Raw genomic sequence first — 16097 nt, forward strand, 5'->3', positions numbered from 1 at the left:
TCAGGAGTTCTCCAGGATCAGGTGGCCCACGGCCGTGTTGGACGCAGGCACATGGTAGAAGCGGTGCGCGACCTTGGGCGGCTTGCCGCCGGCCACGTCGGCCATGGCGCCACGCGCGATCAGCCACATCACGAGCTCGATGCCCTCGCTGCCCGCTTCGCGCACATAGTCGATGTGCGGGATGCTGGCGGCGGCCTCGGGGTCGCTGATGAGCTTGTCGAGGAAGTCGTTGTCGAAGTCCTTGTTGATCAGGCCCGCACGCGGACCCTGCAGCTGGTGGCTCATGCCGCCCGTGCCCCAGATGTGCACGTTGAGGTCTTCGTCGTAGCTCTCGATGGCCTTGCGGATCGCCTGGCCCAGGTTGTAGCAGCGCCGGCCGCTGGGCACGGGGTACTGCACCACGTTGACCGCGAACGGAATCACCGGGCAAGGCCAGGCACCGGCCACGGGGTCGGGCTGGCCGCACATCAGCGACAGCGGCACCGTGAGGCCGTGGTCCACGTCCATGCGGTTGACGATGGTCAGGTCGAAGTCCTGCTGGATCACCGACTGCGCGATGTGCGAAGCGAGATCGGGATGGCCGATGACCTTGGGCACGGGGCGCGGGCCCCAGCCCTCGTCGGCCGGCAGGTACTCGGCCGCCGTGCCGATGGCAAAGGTCGGGATCATCTCCAGGCTGAAGGCCGTGGCGTGGTCGTTGTAGACCAGGAAAACGACGTCCGGCTTGTTGTCCTTCATCCATTGCTTGGAGAAGTCGTAGCCCGCGAACAGCGGCTTCCAGTAGTCCTCCTGGGTCTTGCCCAGGTCGAGCGCGGCGCCGATGGCCGGCACATGCGAGGTGAAGACGGAGGCGGTGATGCGCGCCATGTTCAGGTTCCTTTCTTTCCCGCAGCGCCCTGCGGCTGGCGGTGCGCCTGGGCATCGCCGTCTTCGCCGATGACGCGGTTGCCTTCGGCCGAGCGGCCGCCGCCGACCATCATGGCGCGGTATTCGTCCTCGGTCATACCGGTCATGGAGCCGGCCATCTGCTGGAAGCTCCTGCCGTCCGTGGCACCGATCTTGGCCAGGAAGTAGATGTTGCCGCCCAGGCGGATGCACCAGTTGAGGTCGCGCGCGAGCACGGCCTGTTTCTGCTCTTCGGTCATCGCCCACCCGTCAAGGTAGGCGCGCTCGTCCGCCTTGAAGCGGGCGCGGTTCTCGGCCTTCATGAGGCTCATGCAGAACTGGTTGAGCCAGTAGCCCTTGCGGCTTTGCTCTGCGTCGAAGATGGTCGTGCCGGGCACGTCCAGGTAGGGTTTGTCGAGGGACATGGCTTCAGCCTTTTGCTTCTTCCGGCCAGTACAGCCGCATGGGATTGTCCACCAGCAATTTGCGCTGCAGCTCGGGCGTCGTCGCAATGTGCGGGATGAAGTCCACCAGCAGGCCATCGTCGGGCATGTGGTCCTTGAGGTTGGGGTGCGGCCAGTCGGTGCCCCAGAGCACGCGATCGGGAAACTCCTCGACCACGCGGCGCGCAAACGGCACCACATCGCGGTAGGCCGCCTGCTCACCGTCGAGCGCCTTGGGCCCGGCCACGCTCAGGCGCTCGGGGCAACTGACCTTGCTCCACACATTGGGGTGCTGGCGCATGAATTTCAGGAACAGTTCGAACTCGGGGCCATCGACGGGCTTGCTCACATCGGGCCGGCCCATGTGGTCCACCACGATGGTCGTGGGCAGTGCGGTGAAGAAGTCCCACAGCTCGGGCAGGTCCACGGCCTCGAAGTAGATCACCACATGCCAGCCGAGCTTGGCGATGCGCGCAGCGATCTCCAGCAGCTCGTCCTTGGGCGTGAAGTCCACCAGGCGCTTGACGAAGTTGAAGCGCACGCCGCGCACGCCGGCGTCGTGCATGGCCTGCAGTTCCTCGTCGGTCACCGAACGGCGCACGGTGGCGACGCCGCGCGCCTTGCCGCCCGAGTGCACCAGCGCATCGACCATGGCGCGGTTGTCCGCGCCGTGGCAGGTGGCCTGCACCACCACGTTGCGCGCAAAGCCCAGGTGGTCGCGCAGTGCATAGAGCTGCGCCTTGCTCGCATCGCAGGGCGTGTACTTGCGCTCGGGTGCGTAGGGGAACTCGGCACCGGGGCCGAACACGTGACAGTGCGCGTCCACGGCGCCCGCAGGCACCTGGAAGCGCGGCTTGCTCGGGCCGGCGTACCAGTCGAGCCAGCCAGGGGTCTTGGTAAATTCGCTCATGCTGCGTACTCCTTGTCTGGCCGCTCAGTCCAGCGAGACGTTGGCCTTCTTGATCACGTCGCCAAAGCGCTGGCTCTCGTCCTTCACGAACTGCGAGAACTGCGCACGCGTGGTCGGGAACTGCTCGTAGCCGAAGGTCTTGAACTTCTCGGCCACATCGGCACCCGTCAGGGCCTGCTCGATGTCGCGCTTGATCTTGTCGGTGACGGCAGCGGGCAGGCCGGGCGGCACGGCGATGGCGTTCCAGCCCGTGACGGTGAAGTCCTTGGGACCACCCGCCTCGGCCACGGTGGGCACGTCCGGGAATTCGGCCGAACGCTGCGGGCCGGCAAAGGCCAGCAGGCGCAGCTTGCCGGCGCGGTACAGCGGGCCGGCCGTGGCAGCGCTGCCCAGCGCGAAGTCGATGTCGCCCGTGGCGACCGAGGTGTAGAGCTGCGTGGTCTCCTTGAAGATCACATGCTCCATTTGCGTTCCCGTGGCCGATTCGAACAGCTCCGAGCCCAGGTGCACGGGGTTGCCCACCGACCAGGAGCCGTAGTTGAGCTTGCCCGGGCGGGCCTTGGCATCGGCCACGATGTCGCCCACGGTCTTGTACTTGCTGCCCGTGCCCACGGTGAAGAAGAAGTGCGTCTTGAACAGCGGCAGCAGGGTGTCGAAGTCCTTGGCGGGGTCGTAGGGCAGCTTCTTGAACAGGCTGGGGTAGGCGGCCAGGTGCACGTTGTCGAGCACCAGCAGGTCATGGCCATCCTTGGCACCGCGCTTGAAAGCGTCGATGGCGATGAAGCCGTTGCCACCTGGGCGGTTCTCGACCACCACCGGCTGGTTCCAGGCGCGGCCGAGCTTCTCGGCCACGATGCGTGCCACGCCGTCCGGGCCACCGCCTACCGGGAAGGGCGTGATGATGCGCACCGCCTTGGTCGGGAACTGCTGGGCGGCGGCGAACTGCGGCGCCAGGCCGGCCGCGGCGGCCATGCCCAGGGCGAGGGCGGCACGGCGGGAGAAGGAGGAGGAAAGCAGGCTCATGGTGTGTCTCAGGGAAGTTGTCGGGATGCGCCGCACACGGCGGCAGAGACACCGCCTGCCGGACAGGCGGTGCCGATGGGTTGTCGAGGACGGGTCAGTCGATGTACTTGAGCCCGGCCTTTTCGAGCCCGGGGCGCATGTTGTACATGTCCAGGCCGAGCACGCCGGAGGCGAGCTTGGCGCGCTTCTCGCCCTCGAAGCTTTCGCGCTTGCGCGCGGCTTCGAGCGTCTCGGCGGCGCGCGCAGCGGGCACGCAGACCACGCCATCGTCGTCGGCCACGATCACGTCGCCCGGCGTGACCCACATGCCGGCACAGACCACGGGAATGTTCACCGAGCCCAGCGTGGCCTTGATCGTGCCCTTGCTCGAGATGGCGCGGCTCCACACGGGGAAGTTCATCTCCTGCAGCGTCTTCACGTCGCGCACGCCGGCATCGATGATCAGGGCCCGCGCACCGCGCGACTGGAACGAGGTGGCCAGCAGGTCGCCGAAGTAGCCATCGGTGCATTCGGAGGTGACGGCCGCCACCACCACGTCGCCGGGCTGGATCTGCTCGGCCGCCACATGCATCATCCAGTTGTCACCGGGCTGCAGCAGCACCGTGACCGCCGTGCCCGAGACCTGCTGGCCCGAATAGATGGGGCGCATGTAGGGCTTGAGCAGGCCCACGCGGCCCATGGCCTCGTGCACCGTGGCCGAGCCCAGCGCGGCCAGGCCGTCGGCGGCTGCGCGATCGGCGCGCGCGATGTTGCGGTAGACAACGCCTAGTTCGTACATGTCAGAGCCCCTTTGCCTTCAGGCGTGAATCGAGTCGGGAGAACACGCGGCGCACATTGCCTTCGTAGATCTGGTGCTTGTCGTCGCCACTCAGGATCTTCGACGCCTCGATGTAGCGCTTGGTGTCGTCGTAGTAATTGCCGGTGGTGGGGTCGATGCCGCGCACGGCGCCGATCATTTCCGAGGCGAACAGCACGTTCTTCACCGGGATCACGGTGTTCAGCAGGTCGATACCCGGCTGGTGGTACACGCAGGTGTCGAAGAAGATGTTGTTCAGCAGGTGGTCTTCGAGCAGCGGCTTCTTCATTTCCTGCGCCAGGCCGCGGAAACGGCCCCAGTGGTAGGGCACGGCACCGCCGCCGTGCGGGATCAGGAACTTGAGCGTGGGGAAGTCCTTGAACAGGTCGCCCTGGATGCACTGCATGAAGGCCGTGGTGTCGGCGTTCAGGTAGTGCGCGCCCGTGGTGTGGAAGCACGCATTGCAGCTGGTGCTCACGTGGATCATCGCGGGCAGGTCGTACTCCACCATCTTTTCGTAGATGGGGTACCAGTGGCGGTCGGTCAGCGGCGGGCTGGTCCAGTGGCCGCCCGAAGGATCGGGGTTCAGGTTGATGCCCACGGCGCCGTATTCCTTGACGCACTTTTCCAGCTCGGGGATGCAGGTCGCGGGGTCCACGCCGGGGCTTTGCGGCAGCATGGCCACGGGCACGAAGTGCTCGGGGAACAGCGTGGAGACGCGGTGGCACAGCTCGTTGCAAATGGCCGCCCAGGTGCTGGAGACATTGAAGTCACCGATGTGGTGGGCCATGAAGCTCGCGCGTGGCGAGAACAAGGTGATGTCGCTGCCGCGCTCCTTCATCAGGCGCAGCTGGTTGCTCTCGATGGACTCACGCAGCTCGTCGTCGCTGATCTGCAGATCAGCGACCTTGGGCATGGCGGCCGGGTCCTGGATGCCCGCGATCTGCTGGTTGCGCCAGTTCTCCAGCGCCTTGGGTGCCGTGGTGTAGTGGCCATGGCAGTCGATGATGAGGCTCATTGCGTTGTGCTCCTTGGATCTTGGAATGGGGTATCAGGCAGGGTCCATGCCCTGGCGCTGCTTCGCCTCTGCGGCCTCAGGGGAGGCCAGAAAATCGAGCAGCGCCTTCGCAGCCGCAGGCTGCTGGCTGGCAGAGCCCACGCCCGATGAAAAGATGGTGGTGATCTGGATCGCCGGCGGCAGCGGGCCCACCACGGTGACGCCCTCGACGTTCAAGAGCTCGCTCAGTTGCTGGAAACCGAGTTCCACGTCGCCGCGTGCAATCAGCGAGCCCACGGGCACGCCGGGCGGAGCCTGCACCATGCGGCCCGCCACCTCGTCGGCGATGCCCCAGCGCTCGAACAGTTTCGCCAGCGCCACGCCGCTCGGGCCGGTGGAGTAGCTGATGCTGCGCGCGGCGAGCACGGCGCTGCGCACTGCTTCCTCGGAGCCGATGCCGGGCAGCGCTGCGCCGGTGCGCACGGCCACGGCCACGCCGGAGCGCACCCAGTCGGTCTTGCTCGCGGCGTCGATGGCACCGGCGGCGATGAGCTTGTCGATGGCGTCGGAGGCCAGCACCACCACGTCGAAGGCCTCGCCAGCCTGCACGCGCTTGGCGGCATCCACGCCGCCCACGGCTTCGATGACCGCGCGCTTGCCGGTCTGGTGCTCGTAGGCGGCCAGCAGTTCGGCCAGCACCTGGCGCGTGGCCATGGACGAGATTCCACGAAGGGTGGGCGCACTCATGGGAAGGTGGCAGTCGCTGTATACATGCCGCCGATTGTGGGCAGGGCCGGGCCCGACATAAAGCCGGCAGGGGCACTACCAGATATATCATTCTTGTATTGTCGAATTCGAGCTATTGCAAATAGCAGAGAGCACACCCCATGGACCTCAAGCAGATCGAGTACTTTGTGCGCGTGGCCGAACTGGGCAGCTTCACCCGCGCCTCGGTGGTGCTGGACATCGCCCAGCCGGCACTGAGCCGCCAGGTGCGCCTGCTGGAGGTGGAGCTGCGCCAGAACCTGCTGGTGCGCAATGGCCGGGGCGCGATACCGACCGAGGCCGGCAAGCTGCTGCTGGAGCATGGCCGCGGCATCCTTCACCAGGTGGAGCGCGCGCGCGAGGAGCTCGGGCGTGTGCGCGGGGCGCTGGCCGGGCGCGTGGCCATCGGCCTGCCACCCACCATGGCCAAGGTGCTCACGGTGCCGCTCACGCGCGCCTTCCGCGTGCAGATGCCCGATGCGGCCCTGGCCATCAGCGAAGGGCTCACGGTGGCCATGCGCGAATCGCTGACCACCGGGCTGCTGGACATCGCCCTGCTCTACAACACGCCCGCCTCGCCGGGCATCGAGATCACGCCGCTGCTGGAAGAAGACCTGTTCCTCGTGCAGCGCCGGCCGATGGGCCAGAGCGATGCCGACACCGACGCGCAGGCGCAGGAACCGGTGGCGCTCGAGGCGCTCACCCGGTTTGCGCTGGTGATTCCCACGCGGCCCAATTCCATCCGCATGCTGGTGGAGTCGGAACTGGCGGCCCTCGGCCTGCGCCCGCAGATCAGCCTGGAGATCGACGGCGTGGCCGCCATCTTGGACCTGGTGGCCGATGGCGCGGGCAGCGCCGTGCTGCCCATGAACGCGGTCACCACCTCGGGCCGGCCCGAGGTGTTCAGCACCCGGCCCATCGGCCAGGCGGGCGAGCCCCGGCTGCGCAGCAAGCTGTCGATGGCCGTGAGCTCGCAGCGCCCGGCCACGCTCACCCAACAGGCCATGGCGGAGCTGATCCGCACGACCCTGCAGACCATCTACAAGTCGCCTTGATTCTTCGCCAGATGCGCCAGCAGCCGGTCGGCGTAGTCCTGCCACGGCGCATCCTTGGGCAGGCCGGCGAAAGCGCCCTCGCGCGCCATGGCCGCTACGGCCGCCTGCTTGTGCGCAATGGCGCTGGCCATCAGCGGCTCCACTCCGGCCTCGCGCACGGTGCGCGCAGCCTCGTGCATCTCTTCGGAGCGGCGCTGGCCGTGCTGTACCACGCGGCTGAAGAAGTAGCTGCCCTGCTTTGCCCAGTCGATGGAGGGGAAGGTCTCGGCCAGGGTGGGCAGCACATGCGCCTCCACACCGTACTGGCGCGCGGTGGCATAGCTTTCGATCACCAGGGCCTCGAGCCCCTTGATCATCACGCTGCGGCACATCTTGATGGCGCTGGCCACGCCCAGCTGTTCACTGACGGGCGTGGCGTCCATGCCCCAGCCCTGCAGCACGGCAGCCAGGGCCTGCGCCTGGGCGCCCCCGAGCAGCATGGGCACACGGATGCCGTAGGGCGGCACCGAGGTCATGACGCCCGCCTCCACGTAGTGCGCGCCACGCGCCTCGATCAGCGCAGCGGCCTGCTGCTTGGTGCCGGGCGAAGCGGAGTTGAGGTCGAGGAACAGCGTGCCGGGGCGGATGTGGGCAGCCACCTCCTGGGCCACCTCCAACGTGTGCGAGGCAGTGACGGCGGAGATGACGAGGTCACTGGCCGCGCACAGCGCCGCCGCCGAGGCATGGGCGGTGATGCCGTGCTGCGCGGCATGCGCCAGCTCGGCGTCGCGCGTGGCGCCCTGCGCGAACTTCAGGTCCCATGCGCCGACACCGGTGACGCCGGGCTGAGGCTGCAGCCCCAGGGCAAAGGTCTTGCCGACTTCACCGTAGCCGATCAGGCCGATGTGCTGCATGGTCATGGTGGAGTTTCCAGTCTGCGGCCTACCGGGCCACGCCCAGCAGCCGGTCCAGCAACTCGGGCTGCGCACCGAGATCGGCGGCCGTGCCGGTGTGCACCACCGTGCCCCGGTCCAGCACCGCGGCGTGGTCCGAGATCGCCAGGATGGCCTGCGGGTGCTGCTCGACGATGATGGCCGAGAGCCCCTCTTCGCGCGTGATGCGGCGGATGGCGCGCAGCAGCTCCTCGACGATGATGGGGGCCAGGCCTTCAAGCGGCTCGTCGAGCAGCAGCAAGCGCGGGTTGAGCACCAGCGCGCGGCCCACGGCCAGCATCTGCTGCTCGCCGCCGGACAGCTGCGTGCCCAGGTTGGTCTTGCGCTCGGCCAGGCGCGGGAACATCGCGTAAACCTTGTCAGGCGTCCACGGTGCTGCGGCCGCGCCCTTGCGGCCCAGCCGCGCCACGGCGGTCAGGTTCTCGTGCACGGTGAGCGATTTGAAGATGTTGCGCTCCTGCGGCACCCAGCCGATGCCGGCGGCCGCGCGCTCGTGCGCAGGCAGGCGGTGCAGAGCCACCCCACCCAGCGCCACCGAGCCCGCGTGCTGGCGCGTGGCGCCCGCCAGGGTGTTGATCAGCGTGGTCTTGCCCGTGCCATTGCGGCCCAGCAGGGCCAGGGTCTCGCCCTCGGCCAGCGACAGGGACACGCCCTGCAGCACCACGGCTTCGCCGTAGCCAGCGCTCAGGCCCTCGATGCGCAACAGCTGCTCAGACATGCGCGCCCTCCCCATGCCCCAGGTACACGGCCTTGACCTGCGGGTCGTTGGCGATGGTGTCGGGGTCGCCCTCGGTGAGCACGGTGCCGTTGACCAGCACCGTCATGCGCTTGGCAAAGCTGAAAACCAGGTCCATATCGTGTTCGATCAAAAGCACCGAGACATCGGCGGGCAGAGCCGCCACGGTCTGCAGCAGTTCTTCGCGCTCGCCCGCGGGCACGCCGGCCACAGGCTCGTCGAGCAGCAGCACGCGCGGCTCGCAGGCCAGGGCGATCGCGATCTCCAGCAGGCGGCGCTTGCCATAGGCCAGCACGCGTGTGGGCTCGGCCATCACGGCCGTGAGGTGGAATTGTTCGAGCAGCTGCTCGCAGCGCTCGTTCACCGCGCTGCGCGCACCGAGCTTCTGCCACCACTTGCCGCCCAGGCCCTGCTTTTGCGAGACGGTGAGCGCCAGCGTCTCTAGCGGCGTGAGCGAATCGAACAGCTGGTTGATCTGGAAGGTGCGCACCATGCCGCGCTGCACCCGCTGGTGCGGCGCCAGGCGGGTGATGTCACGGCCCTCGAGCACGATGGAACCCTCGGTAGGCTCCAGCACGCCGGTCAGCAGGTTGATGAGTGTGGTCTTGCCGGCGCCGTTGGGGCCGATCAGCGCATGGCGCGCGCCCTGGCGCAGGTTCAGCGTGACGTTGTTGGTCGCGGTGATGCCGCCAAAGCGCTTGACCAGGCCCTGCGCGGCCAGCACGACGGGAGCGTCATTGTGGACTGCGGTGGTGTTCATGCCTTGCGCCCTCCGAACCAGGTCCAGGGGCGGATCAGGCGCTCGCGGCCCACCAGCACCAGCACCACCAGGAACAGGCCGATCCAGAAGGTCCAGTACTGCGGCGTCACGGCCGAGATCACGTCCTGCAGCAGCTTGAAGCCGATGGCACCCACGATACCGCCATAGAGCCAGCCCACCCCGCCGATCACCAGGATCAGCATCACGTCGGCCGAGCGGTGGAACTCGAACAGGTCCAGCGAGGCGAAGCCCGTGGTCTGCGTGAGCAACGCGCCTGCGGCCCCGGCCAGCGCGGCGGCCAGCGTATAGACCTGGGCCAGCTTGGCCGTCACCGGGATGCCGATGGCCATGGCACGCAGCCGGTTGTCACGGATGGCCTTGAGCGTGGCGCCGAAGGGCGACTGCACGACGCGCCGCGCCAGCAGGAACAGCACCAGCAGCACGCTCATCGAGTACCAGGCCGCCGTGCGCCCGAACAGGTCGAACTCGAACCTGCCGAGCACCGGGCCCATGACCACGCCCTGCAGCCCGTCGGCACCGCCGGTCAGCCAGTCGAGCTTGTTGGCCAGCTCCAGCATGATCAGGCCGACACCCAGCGTGACCATGAGGCGCGTGAGGTCCGTACCGCGCATGACGGTGAACGAGGCCACCGCGCCCAGCACCGTGGCAGCGGCGATGCCCACGGCCAAGCCCACCAGCGGATCGGGCATCACATGCTTGGCGAACAGGGCTGCCGCATAGCCGCCCATGCCGAAGAAGGCCGCATGGCCGAGCGAGACGATGCCGGTGTAACCCAGGATCAGGTCCAGCGAAATCGCGAACAGCGCGACGATGGCGATCTCGTTGATGATCAGCGCGTGGCTGGGCAGGGCCGCCGGCACGGCAAAGGCCAGCAACCAGAGCAGGGGCTCCCAGGGCCGCATGCGGCGGGCCTGGAGCAGCACATTGGGTCGGGACGCGTCCATCACTTGCCCCCCTTGCGCACGAACAGGCCCTGGGGCCGCCAGATCAGGATCAGGATCATGAGGCTGTAGACGATGAAGGCCCCGAGCTTGGGGATGTAGTACTTGCCCGCCACGTCGGCAATGCCGAGCAGCAGCGCAGCCAGCAGCGGCCCGGTGATGGACGAGGTGCCGCCCACGGCCACCACGATCAGGAAATAGATCATGAACTTGAGCGGAAAGCTCGGGTCCAGGCCCAGCACCTCGGCCCCGAGCGCGCCACCCAGGCCCGCCAGGCCCGAGCCGAAGGCGAAGGTGGAGAGGAACACGATGTTCACGTTGATGCCCATGCCGGCAGCGACGCGCTGGTCGTCCACCGAGGCACGCAGGCGGCTGCCGAAGCGCGTGCGCGTGAGCACGTACTGCAGGCCCACGGTGAGGGCTGCGCACACGGCGATGATGAACAGCCGGTAGTGCCCCATGCCCAGCATGAATGCGCCGCTGCCGATCTCGGTGCGGCCCTTGAGCCAGGCCGGCAGCTGGATGATCTGGCCCGTGGAGCCCACGAAGTAGTCCACCGTGGCCACGGCCATGAACACCAGGCCGATGGAGAACAGCACCTGGTCCAGGTGGGCCTTGTGGTACAGCGGGCGGTACAGCGTGCGCTCGAGCACCGCCCCCAGCAGCGCCGTGCCCACGAAGGCCAGTGGCAGGCACACCAGGAAGGGCACGTTCAGGCGCTGCATGAGCAGCACCGTGATGTACCCGCCCGCCATGGCAAAGGCCCCATGCGCGAGGTTGATGAAGTTCATCAACCCCATGGTCACGGCCAGCCCCACCGCCAGGATGAACAGCAGCATGCCGTAGGCAACGCCGTCGAAAAGAATGGTCAGCATGCAATCACTTCAATAGAAAACAGCACATGCGCGGTGCACCCGCACCACCGGCGTACCCAGGGCACAACCACCCCATCCGCCGAGGCAATCCACTGGCCATCCATACTGGCACGCCACAAACCAGCGCCACCGTGGAACTGGCTTCGCCAGGCCACGGTCCCCCCTTAGGGGGATGGCGCGCAGCGCCTCAGGGAGTTACTTGGTTTTTCCGGGATCCTTGACGTCCTTGATGACATCGAATTCCACGTTGTAGAGCTGGCCATTGACGCGCTCGACCTTGCGCAGGTAGACGTTCTGCACGATGTCGCGGGTCTGCGCATCCACGAACACGGGGCCGCGCGGGCTCTCGAAGACCTGGCCCTTCATGGCCGCCAGCAGGGCGTCGCCGCCGCCAGCGCCCTTGGTGGTCTTGAGCGCTTCGTAGATCACGCGCATGCCGTCGTAGCCGCCCACGGCCATGAAGTTGGGGCGCAGGCCCTTGTTGGCCTTCTCGAAGGCCTCGACGAACTTCTTGTTCAACGGCGAGGGGTGTGCGGCCGAGTAGTGGTGCGAGGTGACCACGCCCAGGGCGCCGTCGCCCATGTCGTTGAGCTGGTCGTCATCGGTCACGTCGCCAGTGGCGATGAGCTTGATGCCGGCCTTGTCCATGCCGCGCTCCAGGAACTGCTTCATCACTGCGGCGCCCGCGCCCGAGGGCACGAACACGAACAGCGCATCGGGCTTGGCGTCGCGCACCTTCTGCAGGAAGGGGGCGAAGTCGGGGTTGCGCAGCGGCACGCGCAGCGCCTCGGTCACCTGGCCGCCGTTGAAGGCCAGGCGCTGGTTGAAGAACTTCTCGGCGTCGATGCCCGGGCCGTAGTCGCTCACCAGGGTGACGACCTTCTTGATGCCGTTCTTGGGCGCCCAGTCGGCCAGGGCCACCGACACCTGGGGCAGGGTGAAGCTGGTGCGCACCACATAGGGCGATGCCTCGGTGATGCTCGACGTGGCCGCCGCCATCACCACCAGCGGAGTCTTGGCCTGCGTGGCCAGCGGCGCCGTGGCCATGGCCGAGGGCGTGATGCCCATGCCGGCGAGCACATTGACCTTGTCGTTCACCACCAGTTCCTGGGCCAGGCGGCGCGTCACGTCGGGCAGGCTGGTGTCGTCCTTGACGATGAGTTGCACCTTCTTGCCACCGACCGTGTCGCCGTTCTGCGCCATGTACAGGCGCGCGGCGGCCTCGATCTGGCGGCCCGTGGTCGCCTGCTGGCCGGTCATGGGCAGGATCAGGCCGATCTTGAAGACATTGTCCTGGGCCATGGCCGGCAGCGCGGCCAGGGTCATCACGGCGGCGGCAGCGGCCGAGGCGCGCAGAAGGTGGCGTTTGTGCATGGTGCTTTGTCTCCTGTGGAAATGTCGTTGTATACAGCGTTGGCTGGGCGGAGTCTGTAGGGAGGTGCCAGCTTACACAAGCGGGATTTCAAACTTTTAGATATCGCCGATTGTGATAACTTGCCACAGTTATAGGTCAGGCGCCGTCCCTGATGAGTTGCACCCCGGGCAAACCCTGACCCTGGGACGCCTGCACGGCAGCGAGCAGGTTGCGCCGCGTGATGCGTGAGTGCTCGCGCATGATGGCCTCGGCCCGCGCGCCCTCGCGCCGCTCGATGGCGTCGAGCACCTGCCGGTGCTGGTCCTGCGCCACCACCAGCATGTCGCGTGCAGCGGGCGAATGCGTCTGCACCACCACGAAGGCCGAGGGCGAAGCGAAGGGCAGGCCCTTGACCCGGTCGAGCTCGCGCACGATGACGTCGCTGCCCACCATGCGGCTGAGCAGGTGGTGAAAGCGCGCATTGAGCACCACGTAGGCCGAAAAGCCCTCATCGTCGAGCGAGCGCGGCGCCAGCACGGTGTCGATCTCGTCCAGGCATTGCTCGGTTTCGGCCATCACGTCCGCCGCCACGCCGCGCTCGGCGGCCAGCCGCGCGGCCAGCCCCTCCATGGTGCCGCGCAGTTCGATGGCATCGGCCACGTCGGTTTCCGAGAAGGTGCGCACGGCATAACCGCCACCGGGCAGGCGGTGCAGCAGCCCTTCCTGCTCCAGCCGCATCAGTGCGGCCCGGATGGGGGTGCGCGAGACCCCGAGCATCTCCACCAGCGGCAGCTCGGCAATGCGCGCGCCACCGGCAAGCTCGCCAGCCAGGATCATCTCGCGCAACCGCAGCTGGGCCTTGACCGACTGCGAGGCGCCAGCTTCTGCCGCGTCGCCAAGGGCGGCCAGGGCCTGGGGTTCGGGATGGTTCATGGTCGGTGCGGAGCGGGAGTTCTGGCGTAAGGCTGAATGTATACAGAAATCTGCCAGACCTCCATCCCCTGGCAACCCCTCCCCATATAAAACAACATCTTACGGGATATGCCAAACCGCGATAACTGGTTTATGGCTTTCTTATGTATACAGAAATCGGGCTTTTTCGCACAATCCCCCTGCGAATACAGCGATTCGCAGGCTGCCTGTATACAGGCCTGCGGCGCGACACATCCTTCCCCCACGGAGAGAGACAAGCATCATGTTTCCCAAGAACGCCTGGTACGTCGCCTGCACCCCCGACGAGATTGCCGACAAACCCCTGGGCCGCACCATCTGCGGCGAGAAGATGGTCTTCTACCGCCCGGCGCCCGACCAGGTCGCGGCGCTCGACGACTTCTGCCCCCACCGCGGCGCTCCCCTGTCGCTGGGCAAGGTCTGCGATGGCCAGCTCATGTGCGGCTACCACGGCCTGCGCGTGGGCTGCGATGGCAAGGCCGTCTCGATGCCGGGCCAGCGGGTGCAGGGCTTTCCGCGCACACGCAACTTTCCGGCGGTGGAGCGCTACGGCTTCATCTGGGTCTGGCCCGGCGATGCCGCGCAGGCCGACCCCGCCAAGATCCACCACCTCGCATGGGCCGAGAGCCCCGAGTGGGCCTATGGCGGCGGGCTCTACCACATTGCCTGCGACTACCGGCTGATGGTCGACAACCTGATGGACCTGACGCACGAGACCTATGTGCACTCCAACAGCATCGGCCAGAAGGAAATCGACGAGGTGCCGTGCAAGACGCGCGTCGAAGGCGACGAGGTCATCACCAGCCGCTTCATGGAGAACATCCAGGCGCCCCCGTTCTGGCAGATGGCGCTGCGCATGAACGGCCTGCCTGACGACCAGCCCGTGGACCGCTGGCAGGTCTGCCACTTCACGCCGCCGAGCCACGTGCTGATCGAGGTCGGCGTGGCGCTCGCCGGCCATGGCGGCTACGACGCCCCGGCGGACAAGAAGGCCTCGAGCATCGTGGTCGACTTCATCACGCCCGAGACCGAGACCTCGATCCACTACTTCTGGGGCATGGCGCGCCACTTCAAGCCCGAGGACCCGGCCCTCACCGCGCAGATCCGCGAAGGCCAGGGCAAGATCTTTTCCGAGGACCGCGAGATGCTGGAGCTGCAGCAGCTGAACCTGCTGCGCTACCCCGAGCGCAAGCTGCTCATGCTCAACATCGACGCCGGTGGCGTGCAGTCGCGCAAGGTGATCGATCGCGCCCTGGCCGCGGAGCAGGCGGCATGACGGCCGCCCAGGAAACCCTGCAGGTGCGCGTGGTGCGCAAGCAGGTCGAGGCCGAGGGCATCGCCAGCTTCGAGCTGGCCCGACCCGATGGTGCGCCGCTGCCCGCCTTCAGCGCCGGCTCGCACATCGATGTGCACGTGCCCAGTGGCTCCAGCCAGATAACGCGCCAGTATTCACTGTGCAACAGCGCCAGCGAGCAGCACCGCTACCGCATCGCCGTGCTGCGCGACGCGGCCTCGCGCGGCGGCTCGGCGGGCATGCACGATGCCGTGCACGAGGGTGACATGCTCACCATCAGCACGCCGCGCAACCATTTCGAACTGCACCCGGCGCGGCGCACGCTGCTGCTGGCCGGGGGCATCGGCGTCACGCCGCTGCTGTGCATGGCCGAACGCCTGGCCCACACCGGCGCCGACTTCACCTTGCACTACTGCACGCGCTCAGCGGCGCGCACGGCATTTGCCCAGGAGATCGCAGCGTCGGCCATTGCACCGCACGTGCGGGTCCACACCGACGAGGGCGGGCCCGAGCAGAAGCTCGACCTCATGGCCGTGCTGGCCGACATCACGCCAGACGCACGCCTGTATGTCTGCGGCCCTGCCGGCTTCATCGACCATGTGGTGAACACCGCGAAGAACCTGGGCTGGCCGGCCGACCGCATCCACCTCGAATACTTCGGCGCGCCCGCACAGGACACCTCGGGCGACGGCGCCTTCGAGGTGCGCATCGCCAGCACGGGCAGCACCTACACGATCCCGGCCGACATCTCCATCGTGGATGCGCTGCGCACCCACGGTGTGGACATCATGACCTCCTGCGAGCAAGGTGTCTGCGGTACCTGCCTTACGCGCGTGCTCGAAGGCGAGGTGGACCACCGCGACATGTACCTCAGCGACGAGGAGCGGGCGACGAACGAGCAGTGCCTGCCCTGTTGCTCGCGGGCCAAGGGCAAGCTGCTGGTGCTGGACCTTTAAGCGCCCTATTCCGCTTCGGCCGTGCGGATGGTGTCGCGGCCATGGCGGTCCTTGGCACGGCCCAGGTCGGTGTCGAGCGCACGCGCCAGCTTGTCGGTGGCGCCGATGAAGGCATTCGCCATCTTGTCGGCCTCGTCCGTCACGGTCACGGGCTGGCGGCCGGTCACGCGCGCCTCGATGCGGCAGCGCTTGTCCTTGGCGCCCGACTTGCCGGCATCGACATCGGACAGGAACACCTCCAGCCGCGTCACATGGTCCTGGAAGCGGGACAGCCGGGACTTCGCTTCGTCCGTCACCCATTGGGCCAGTGAATCGCTGCCGTTGATGTGGTCGTCGGTGTTGACTTGTACTTGCATGCTGGTGCTCCTTGGGTGGGTCCGGAAGAAAAGGCACTGGCCCTCGC

General features: G+C 67.3%; 18 protein-coding genes. 3 read left to right on the forward strand and 15 right to left on the reverse strand.

Features of this window, described 5'->3' with window-relative positions; genetic code table 11:
• From AC07PF_RS04790 to AC07PF_RS04820, 7 genes are all read right to left on the reverse strand, one after another.
• Positions 1–867 carry a class III extradiol dioxygenase subunit beta gene (locus AC07PF_RS04790; RefSeq protein ID WP_007849959.1) on the reverse strand — a complete coding sequence of 289 codons (867 nt, stop codon included), beginning with the start codon at positions 865–867 and terminating at the stop codon, positions 1–3.
• A 2-nt stretch (positions 868–869) separates the two neighbouring features.
• Positions 870–1310, reverse strand: coding sequence for a protocatechuate 4,5-dioxygenase subunit alpha (gene ligA / locus AC07PF_RS04795; RefSeq protein WP_007849948.1), 441 nt, complete (start codon positions 1308–1310; stop codon positions 870–872).
• A 4-nt stretch (positions 1311–1314) separates the two neighbouring features.
• Positions 1315–2238: an amidohydrolase family protein gene (locus AC07PF_RS04800; protein WP_494611043.1), complete on the reverse strand. Its 924-nt coding sequence runs from the start codon at positions 2236–2238 to the stop codon at positions 1315–1317.
• A 24-nt stretch (positions 2239–2262) separates the two neighbouring features.
• Positions 2263–3261, reverse strand: coding sequence for a Bug family tripartite tricarboxylate transporter substrate binding protein (locus AC07PF_RS04805; RefSeq protein ID WP_494611044.1), 999 nt, complete (start codon positions 3259–3261; stop codon positions 2263–2265).
• 94 nt (positions 3262–3355) lie between these two features.
• Entirely contained in the window at positions 3356–4039 is a 684-nt protein-coding gene (ligK, locus tag AC07PF_RS04810) for a 4-carboxy-4-hydroxy-2-oxoadipate aldolase/oxaloacetate decarboxylase (protein ID WP_145693782.1), read from the reverse strand.
• Between the two features lies 1 nt (position 4040).
• Positions 4041–5075 carry an amidohydrolase family protein gene (locus tag AC07PF_RS04815; RefSeq protein ID WP_007849940.1) on the reverse strand — a complete coding sequence of 345 codons (1035 nt, stop codon included), beginning with the start codon at positions 5073–5075 and terminating at the stop codon, positions 4041–4043.
• 33 nt (positions 5076–5108) lie between these two features.
• Positions 5109–5801: a substrate-binding domain-containing protein gene (locus AC07PF_RS04820; RefSeq protein WP_494611045.1), complete on the reverse strand. Its 693-nt coding sequence runs from the start codon at positions 5799–5801 to the stop codon at positions 5109–5111.
• A 140-nt stretch (positions 5802–5941) separates the two neighbouring features.
• Here AC07PF_RS04820 and AC07PF_RS04825 point away from each other — a divergent pair, with 140 nt between their 5' ends.
• The gene (locus AC07PF_RS04825; protein ID WP_494611046.1) at positions 5942–6874 is read left to right on the forward strand and encodes a LysR substrate-binding domain-containing protein; all 933 of its coding nucleotides are present in this window, start codon (positions 5942–5944) and stop codon (positions 6872–6874) included.
• Here the strand turns inward: AC07PF_RS04825 and AC07PF_RS04830 are convergent.
• The 7 genes from AC07PF_RS04830 to AC07PF_RS04860 form a co-directional block, all read right to left on the reverse strand.
• Entirely contained in the window at positions 6859–7773 is a 915-nt protein-coding gene (locus AC07PF_RS04830; protein ID WP_494611047.1) for an NAD(P)-dependent oxidoreductase, read from the reverse strand. The genes AC07PF_RS04825 and AC07PF_RS04830 overlap by 16 nt on opposite strands.
• Before the next feature lie 22 nt (positions 7774–7795).
• Positions 7796–8524 carry an ABC transporter ATP-binding protein gene (locus AC07PF_RS04835; RefSeq protein WP_494611048.1) on the reverse strand — a complete coding sequence of 243 codons (729 nt, stop codon included), beginning with the start codon at positions 8522–8524 and terminating at the stop codon, positions 7796–7798.
• A complete protein-coding gene (locus tag AC07PF_RS04840; RefSeq protein WP_494604014.1) occupies positions 8517–9302 on the reverse strand; it encodes an ABC transporter ATP-binding protein in 786 nt (261 codons plus the stop codon). Before AC07PF_RS04840 ends, AC07PF_RS04835 begins: the two co-directional genes overlap by 8 nt.
• Positions 9299–10267: a branched-chain amino acid ABC transporter permease gene (locus AC07PF_RS04845; protein WP_494611049.1), complete on the reverse strand. Its 969-nt coding sequence runs from the start codon at positions 10265–10267 to the stop codon at positions 9299–9301. The genes AC07PF_RS04840 and AC07PF_RS04845 overlap by 4 nt, the downstream gene beginning before the upstream one ends.
• Positions 10267–11139, reverse strand: coding sequence for a branched-chain amino acid ABC transporter permease (locus AC07PF_RS04850; protein WP_007849923.1), 873 nt, complete (start codon positions 11137–11139; stop codon positions 10267–10269). The genes AC07PF_RS04845 and AC07PF_RS04850 overlap by 1 nt, the downstream gene beginning before the upstream one ends.
• 195 nt (positions 11140–11334) lie before the next feature.
• Complete coding sequence (locus AC07PF_RS04855) at positions 11335–12513, reverse strand: ABC transporter substrate-binding protein (protein ID WP_145693792.1); 1179 nt, start codon at positions 12511–12513, stop codon at positions 11335–11337.
• Between the two features lie 136 nt (positions 12514–12649).
• On the reverse strand, positions 12650–13426 hold the full coding sequence (locus tag AC07PF_RS04860) for a GntR family transcriptional regulator (RefSeq protein ID WP_494611050.1): 777 nt from the start codon (positions 13424–13426) through the stop codon (positions 12650–12652).
• A 262-nt stretch (positions 13427–13688) separates the two neighbouring features.
• Between AC07PF_RS04860 and AC07PF_RS04865 the strand changes: the two genes are divergently transcribed.
• Positions 13689–14720 (forward strand): Rieske 2Fe-2S domain-containing protein, encoded by a 1032-nt coding sequence (locus AC07PF_RS04865; protein WP_494604007.1) that lies wholly within the window; start codon positions 13689–13691, stop codon positions 14718–14720.
• A complete protein-coding gene (locus AC07PF_RS04870) occupies positions 14717–15694 on the forward strand; it encodes a PDR/VanB family oxidoreductase (protein WP_494604005.1) in 978 nt (325 codons plus the stop codon). The genes AC07PF_RS04865 and AC07PF_RS04870 overlap by 4 nt, the downstream gene beginning before the upstream one ends.
• Positions 15695–15699: 5 nt before the next feature.
• On the opposite strand, the gene AC07PF_RS04875 is transcribed toward AC07PF_RS04870, so the two are convergent.
• Complete coding sequence (locus AC07PF_RS04875) at positions 15700–16050, reverse strand: HPF/RaiA family ribosome-associated protein (protein WP_494604003.1); 351 nt, start codon at positions 16048–16050, stop codon at positions 15700–15702.
• Positions 16051–16097: the final 47 nt, after the last annotated feature.

The organism is Acidovorax sp. GW821-FHT10A04, from assembly GCF_059415825.1.

Bases quoted from the DNA above. Each gene is read 5' to 3' on its own strand.
- AC07PF_RS04840 (WP_494604014.1), bottom strand. From the start codon at position 9,302: ATGAACACCACCGCAGTCCACAATGACGCTCCCGTCGTGCTGGCCGCG.
- AC07PF_RS04835 (WP_494611048.1), bottom strand. From the start codon at position 8,524: ATGTCTGAGCAGCTGTTGCGCATCGAGGGCCTGAGCGCTGGCTACGGC.
- AC07PF_RS04845 (WP_494611049.1), bottom strand. From the start codon at position 10,267: ATGGACGCGTCCCGACCCAATGTGCTGCTCCAGGCCCGCCGCATGCGG.
- AC07PF_RS04870 (WP_494604005.1), top strand. From the start codon at position 14,717: ATGACGGCCGCCCAGGAAACCCTGCAGGTGCGCGTGGTGCGCAAGCAG.
- AC07PF_RS04875 (WP_494604003.1), bottom strand. From the start codon at position 16,050: ATGCAAGTACAAGTCAACACCGACGACCACATCAACGGCAGCGATTCA.
- ligK (WP_145693782.1), bottom strand. From the start codon at position 4,039: ATGTACGAACTAGGCGTTGTCTACCGCAACATCGCGCGCGCCGATCGC.
- AC07PF_RS04825 (WP_494611046.1), top strand. From the start codon at position 5,942: ATGGACCTCAAGCAGATCGAGTACTTTGTGCGCGTGGCCGAACTGGGC.
- AC07PF_RS04830 (WP_494611047.1), bottom strand. From the start codon at position 7,773: ATGACCATGCAGCACATCGGCCTGATCGGCTACGGTGAAGTCGGCAAG.
- AC07PF_RS04815 (WP_007849940.1), bottom strand. From the start codon at position 5,075: ATGAGCCTCATCATCGACTGCCATGGCCACTACACCACGGCACCCAAG.
- AC07PF_RS04805 (WP_494611044.1), bottom strand. From the start codon at position 3,261: ATGAGCCTGCTTTCCTCCTCCTTCTCCCGCCGTGCCGCCCTCGCCCTG.
- AC07PF_RS04855 (WP_145693792.1), bottom strand. From the start codon at position 12,513: ATGCACAAACGCCACCTTCTGCGCGCCTCGGCCGCTGCCGCCGCCGTG.
- AC07PF_RS04850 (WP_007849923.1), bottom strand. From the start codon at position 11,139: ATGCTGACCATTCTTTTCGACGGCGTTGCCTACGGCATGCTGCTGTTC.
- AC07PF_RS04860 (WP_494611050.1), bottom strand. From the start codon at position 13,426: ATGAACCATCCCGAACCCCAGGCCCTGGCCGCCCTTGGCGACGCGGCA.
- ligA (WP_007849948.1), bottom strand. From the start codon at position 1,310: ATGTCCCTCGACAAACCCTACCTGGACGTGCCCGGCACGACCATCTTC.
- AC07PF_RS04820 (WP_494611045.1), bottom strand. From the start codon at position 5,801: ATGAGTGCGCCCACCCTTCGTGGAATCTCGTCCATGGCCACGCGCCAG.
- AC07PF_RS04865 (WP_494604007.1), top strand. From the start codon at position 13,689: ATGTTTCCCAAGAACGCCTGGTACGTCGCCTGCACCCCCGACGAGATT.
- AC07PF_RS04800 (WP_494611043.1), bottom strand. From the start codon at position 2,238: ATGAGCGAATTTACCAAGACCCCTGGCTGGCTCGACTGGTACGCCGGC.
- AC07PF_RS04790 (WP_007849959.1), bottom strand. From the start codon at position 867: ATGGCGCGCATCACCGCCTCCGTCTTCACCTCGCATGTGCCGGCCATC.